The organism is Bradyrhizobium sp. 31Argb, assembly GCF_043638955.1.
In the GTDB taxonomy this organism is placed as follows: Bacteria; Pseudomonadota; Alphaproteobacteria; order Rhizobiales; family Xanthobacteraceae; genus Bradyrhizobium.
Window position 1 is genome coordinate 1 of record NZ_JBEGDB010000401.1, and the last position, 5,469, is coordinate 5,469.

Here is a 5,469-nt window from a genome sequence, read left to right on the forward strand (position 1 = left end):
ATCACCCCGATCGGGCAATCCAAAGCATTCCGCGCAAGTCAAGGCCGGGCACGGCGATCCTCTCGTGACGCTCACGTTGCTATAGAGGTGAAGCAAGCGTCGCCGCTAAGTGGCAATAACTAATTCTGTGGCGACGAGCGCTAGAACCTGCCGACCAAGGAGCGCCGATCGAGTTTACCGCGCCGTTCCTCAACAACCAACGAGAATCAGGGGAGGGCTATCATGGCGCAATCCCTGAAGTTGGGCGGCAATCCGGAGGCGGAGGAATCCGTCGCCTGAATCGGCTGCCGATCATCCTCGCCATCGTGCTGATTATCGTCTTCTTCGCCGTCATCTTCTACGGCCTGACCTCGCCCGGTCTGTACTTCCGCCGCTGGGCCTGCATCGGCACCGCCTCATCCAATTCGGCATCGACCTACGCCGACAACCTGAAGAAGGGCGTCTCCAATGGCATCATTGGCGACCAGCCGGAAGCACAGACATTCCAGCCAACGCCGGCGCAGCCCGAAACCCCACCGGCAAACAATCCTTCCCCGGCCGACCGCAGACGGAGTCGGCCGGCTCGCACCTCGAGCCGGAACCGCTGTGGCGGGCGCGCCTCGAGCGGGAGGCACATGAACAATATTTGCGGAAGCAGCAGCGCGAGCGCATGGCCCGCGTGCAGGCGAACGATGCCGCTCATGACTCACCGCTCGCCATCAATCTCAGCAAGCTGCAAACATCAAGCGCACCCATGAGCAATGCAGCACCATCGAAGACGACGACGACACCCGGTCCTGCACGCGGTACGTCCGACCTTTATGCGGCGCGCTTCGCGCCGGCCTCAGTACGCAGAACATCGATCCGAACGGCCACGCGGCGAAAGAGGATGTCTTCAACTCGGACCTGAAGAAACTCGGTTACCTTCCCAACAAGGTGGTCGCGTCGACGTCGGCCTACGAATTGAAGCGGGGCTCCGTCATTCCAGCCCGATCGTCCCGGTCGCATCACCGCCCAGGTCAGCCAAAACGTCTACGACAGCGCCACGGGCCATCAGCTGCTGATCCCGCAGGGCGCTAAACTCCTGGGACGGTACGATTCCAAGATTTCATTCGGGCTAAGCCGCGTCCTTGTGGTCTGGACCGACGTCATCTTCCGGAACGGCGCGACGTTGCAGATCGAAGGCATGGCGGGCACGGACGGGAAGGCTATGGTGGATTCAATGATCAAGTCGACAATCATTATTTGCATTTATTCGGCTCCGCGATCCTGATTTCCGCGATTGGCGCCGGCATCGACATGTCGATGCCCGCAAGTTCACCTTCGGTTATCAGCAAACGCCGACGGATGCCGCGCAACAGTTTTGCAGAGAGCTTCGGCCGGGTCGCGGGGCGCAGGCTTCGGTGAAAGCAGACGCGCTACCGGCGCCGGCAAGTTACAAGGAGATCTTGGCCCGGCTCAAGATTGATAGCGTTACTTGGGAGAAAGATGGCTTCGGCACGATCATGAAGGCGTCTTTTGTCATTCGAAACAACAGCACCATTGATGTTAAAGACGTCGTCGTAACGTGTAGACATTCCGGCAACAGCGGAACGTACATCGATAGCAACACGCGTACCATCTACGAAGTTGTGCCTCACAACTCCTATCACGCGGTGATCGATCTAAACATGGGCTTCATTCACAGTGCAGCTACTCAGTCGGCATGCGCGGTGCCGGGCTATTCGCCGACCTAGGAGCGGGCTGGTGCTCGCGGGCGATTGTATAGATCTTCCGCGGTGCCGCCCGCATAGCCTGCTCATCTCCAGCGTCCTGCGCCCCCCCAAGTCGACACGAAGGTGCTATCCCTGCTCGCGCCTTCAGCCTCTGGCGTATAGCCCCGGCCGGGGCAGGGCGACACGGAGGCCAAAAAGCCGGATCCGCGTGGCCACCGCCGCGCGCCCCGGGGGAAATGTGCCGGAGTCGGCCCACCACCGCGACCGTGCTCGCCGCTGCCATCGTCCGTGAAGGCGCCAAGGCGGTTGCCGCCGGCATGAATCCGATGGATCTGAAGCGCGGTATCGACCTCGCCGTCGACGCCGTGGTCGCCGACCTCGTCAAGAACTCCAAGAAGGTCACCTCGAACGAGGAGATCGCCCAGGTCGGCACCATCTCGGCCAACGGTGACGCCGAGATCGGAAAGTTCCTCGCCGACGCCATGAAGAAGGTCGGCAACGAGGGTGTCATCACCGTCGAGGAAGCCAAGTCGCTCGAGACCGAGCTCGACGTCGTCGAGGGCATGCAGTTCGACCGCGGCTACATCTCGCCCTACTTCGTCACCAACGCCGACAAGATGCGCGTTGAGATGGACGACGCCTACATCCTCATCAACGAGAAGAAGCTCTCCTCGCTGAACGAACTGCTGCCGCTGCTCGAGGCCGTGGTGCAGACCGGCAAGCCGCTGATCATCGTCGCCGAGGACGTCGAAGGCGAGGCTCTTGCGACCCTCGTCGTGAACCGCCTGCGCGGCGGTCTGAAGGTCGCGGCCGTCAAGGCTCCGGGCTTCGGCGATCGCCGCAAGGCCATGCTGCAGGACATCGCGATCCTGACCGGCGGCCAGGCCATCTCGGAAGATCTCGGCATCAAGCTCGAGAACGTCACGCTCAACATGCTCGGTCGCGCCAAGAAGGTGATGATCGACAAGGAGAACACCACGATCGTCAACGGCGCCGGCAAGAAGGCCGACATCGAGGCGCGGGTGGCCCAGATCAAGGCGCAGATCGAGGAGACCACCTCGGACTACGACCGTGAGAAGCTCCAGGAGCGTCTTGCCAAGCTCGCGGGCGGCGTCGCGGTGATCCGGGTCGGCGGCGCGACCGAGGTCGAGGTGAAGGAGCGCAAGGATCGCGTTGATGACGCGATGCATGCGACCCGCGCCGCGGTCGAGGAAGGCATCCTGCCGGGCGGCGGCGTCGCCTTGCTCCGTGCCACCGAAGCGCTCAAGGGCCTGCGCACCAAGAACGACGACCAGAAGACCGGCGTCGAGATCGTGCGCAAGGCGCTGTCCTGGCCTGCCCGCCAGATCGCGATCAACGCTGGTGAAGACGGCTCGGTCGTGGTCGGCAAAGCCCTGGAGAAGGATCAGTACTCTTACGGCTTCGATGCGCAAACGGGCGAGTACGGCAATCTTGTCTCCAAGGGCATCATCGATCCGACCAAGGTCGTGCGTACCGCGGTCCAGAACGCCGCCTCGGTGGCGGCGCTCCTGATCACCACGGAAGCCATGGTCGCCGAGCTGCCGAAGAAGGCTGTTGCCGGCCCCGCCATGCCTCCGGGCGGCGGCATGGACTTCTAAGTCCAGCCACCTGGTAAACGACAAAATGCGAAACCCCGGCGGCATGCCGGGGGTTTTTGTTTGACGCCGTGTTCATTTTCCCTCGTGCGGTATGCGCGTTCCGGAATGACGGAGCCAAATCCATACCCCCATTGTCAGTTGAAATGCCGGTGATCTGATGCGGGATTTTGCTCATTGATCAGGTGCGTCTTTTGCGTCGCACACCCGGCCGCATTCGCAGATGCACCGCGCAAAAAAGAGACAGGAGTCGCCATGCGACATCGAACGAACGGTTGGGCGAGTTTGGCAAGCGCGACGGCGTCCGCGTTATCGATGTCAGCTCAATTCAGGAAAGCTAGGTGAAGGCCTTGTCGCTCTGCGAGATGCCGCAATGTACGCGACGCTGCTTCCGGCTGAGGCCGCCAAGCGGGACGAATGGCAGGCGGCTATTGAGGCCTCAATGTTAGTGGCGGAGCGGGGCGGCTCCAATGTTGGCGCGCATTGGGATCATGAGGGCGCTCAACTTTGGCAAGGCGCACAGCCTCGAAAGAAGATGGCGAAGAAGTACAGGATCATGCCGTGATACTCCGTTCAATAGCGTTGGCCTGCTTCTGAGCCGAGGCGCGCTACGAGCTGCAAGCTGCTTTCGCGAAGAACTAATAGTGGGGTTATAACCTGTGGTTTGATTGCATGGCCAAATGGCATGCTTTGGCGCATGAAAGCTCGTGCGCTTGTGGCCTGGAATGTGCGTCGAATCCGCGTTGACCGCGGTATTTCGCAAGAGAAGTTGGCTTACAAGGCCGGGATTGACCGCTCCTACATGGGCAGTCTTGAGCGGCTATCAGAAAACCCGACAATTGATCTTCTCGATCGCATCGCCGAAACGCTCGGTGCTCATTTGTCCGAGTTCTTTATTCGCCCCCCAAAGGCGCTCGGATTCCCAAGACCTTACCTAAAGGTCGCAAGCCGACGCATAGACGTCGCGGGAAAAGTTTATTGCGCGACGGAAAAATCTGACGCCGAACGGCCCCGCCTGCGCCTCGTCGGGCGAGCCTTGCAACGTCCTGCGGTCCGCATAGCGCCTCGCTGGGCTTGGCTAGGTTCCTTGATTTGCCTGCGCTAACTGGACGGTGATATGACTTGGCTATTGAAGTTTACCACAGACAGTAGCTGCCGCTGGCTGCCGGTCGTCAAGGCCGACCGGCAGGCGATATTCGCAGTCGCATCCAAGCTGTCCGAAACCGATGTCTAACGTCGCGGCTGCAAGTCAGGACAGGCGTAAAGTATAGGAATATATTCCATAATGCGGATTATGCGAATCGCCACAGCGACAGCGAAACCATAAGATACCAATCATTCCATAACGCCTGCACGCGCCGCGAAGTCAGGAGACGACCACGATGATCTGCGCCATATCGGTGGTGTTTTTGAGCGGCCGAGTGGTCAGCGGCAATGGACCATCCGCCGTGCACCAGACCTGAACGCCCCCCGCGTGATCGCCGATTGCAACGATCGCGTGGATTTCCCTGGTGCGGAAGCCATTGTACTCGCTCATCAGAGCTTTTCCGCCTTCTCAGCCCAGGCGACCTGCTCGCGTTTGAAGTCCCTCATAGGAATACGGGAACGAGACTGGGCCGCCGACAAGCATGCGTGCAAAATCTGTGACGATCTAAACCCGTGGTAGTTGTAGTTTGGTCAATATTTTGCGAAATGTGGAGGGCGAGGCGTTGCGAGACGCCTTGGCAGGATCGACTTTAGGTAGTTTGCAGCGTCGCTATCGGGGCTCCTTCCAGTAGACAAATCGATCTGGATGCCATCTCGCGATCTTGTTGGATTACCGTGGTTCTCACGCCCCCTACTGACGATCCGAACGAACTTTAACGCGGTACATCATCGACGAACCTTACGATTACCCACATTTTTGAGTCAGAGTTTCGCTCCCGTTGCGATATCGATGAATCGCGACGATCCGCGCCACATGATCAGATTCCCTGGTGGCGGATCGTTGGCGCGGGCGAGATAGCCGCCGAGCCTGGCGATTTTGACGAGGTAATGCGACAATGTCTTTCGTTGTATGCTGACCGGATTCTTGTCTTTGATGAGCCGATCAAGCAATTGGATTTCAGCTTTGGTCAGCGCAAATTCCGGTGAGGCATTTGGCGCTGAACGATTGAGCA

General features: G+C 59.8%; 5 protein-coding genes and 3 pseudogenes. 5 read left to right on the forward strand and 3 right to left on the reverse strand.

Going from position 1 to position 5,469, the window contains the following annotated elements; genetic code table 11:
- Nucleotides 1-415 precede the first annotated feature (415 nt).
- Nucleotides 416-682 carry a hypothetical protein gene (locus tag AAFX91_RS38500; protein WP_394569974.1) on the reverse strand — a complete coding sequence of 89 codons (267 nt, stop codon included), beginning with the start codon at nucleotides 680-682 and terminating at the stop codon, nucleotides 416-418.
- A 303-nt stretch (nucleotides 683-985) separates the two neighbouring features.
- Here AAFX91_RS38500 and AAFX91_RS38505 point away from each other — a divergent pair, with 303 nt between their 5' ends.
- The 5 genes and pseudogenes from AAFX91_RS38505 to AAFX91_RS38525 all read left to right on the forward strand — a co-directional run bounded on the left by AAFX91_RS38505 (nucleotide 986) and on the right by AAFX91_RS38525 (nucleotide 4,309).
- Nucleotides 986-1,252: a TrbI/VirB10 family protein gene (locus AAFX91_RS38505; protein ID WP_394569979.1), complete on the forward strand. Its 267-nt coding sequence runs from the start codon at nucleotides 986-988 to the stop codon at nucleotides 1,250-1,252.
- A 130-nt stretch (nucleotides 1,253-1,382) separates the two neighbouring features.
- The gene (locus tag AAFX91_RS38510) at nucleotides 1,383-1,715 is read left to right on the forward strand and encodes a hypothetical protein (protein ID WP_394569975.1); all 333 of its coding nucleotides are present in this window, start codon (nucleotides 1,383-1,385) and stop codon (nucleotides 1,713-1,715) included.
- Nucleotides 1,716-1,948: 233 nt separating this feature from the next.
- A pseudogene (groL, locus tag AAFX91_RS38515) lies at nucleotides 1,949-3,313 on the forward strand (chaperonin GroEL); the annotation flags it as partial.
- A 370-nt stretch (nucleotides 3,314-3,683) separates the two neighbouring features.
- Nucleotides 3,684-3,875: a hypothetical protein gene (locus AAFX91_RS38520; RefSeq protein ID WP_394569976.1), complete on the forward strand. Its 192-nt coding sequence runs from the start codon at nucleotides 3,684-3,686 to the stop codon at nucleotides 3,873-3,875.
- A gap of 132 nt (nucleotides 3,876-4,007) precedes the next feature.
- Nucleotides 4,008-4,309, forward strand: a pseudogene (locus AAFX91_RS38525) (helix-turn-helix transcriptional regulator).
- A gap of 367 nt (nucleotides 4,310-4,676) precedes the next feature.
- On the opposite strand, the gene AAFX91_RS38530 reads toward AAFX91_RS38525, so the two are convergent.
- Together AAFX91_RS38530 and AAFX91_RS38535 are read right to left on the reverse strand one after the other, a co-directional pair.
- On the reverse strand, nucleotides 4,677-4,847 hold the full coding sequence (locus AAFX91_RS38530) for a hypothetical protein (protein ID WP_394569978.1): 171 nt from the start codon (nucleotides 4,845-4,847) through the stop codon (nucleotides 4,677-4,679).
- A 371-nt stretch (nucleotides 4,848-5,218) separates the two neighbouring features.
- Nucleotides 5,219-5,469 (reverse strand): annotated as a pseudogene (locus AAFX91_RS38535) (IS4 family transposase); the annotation flags it as partial.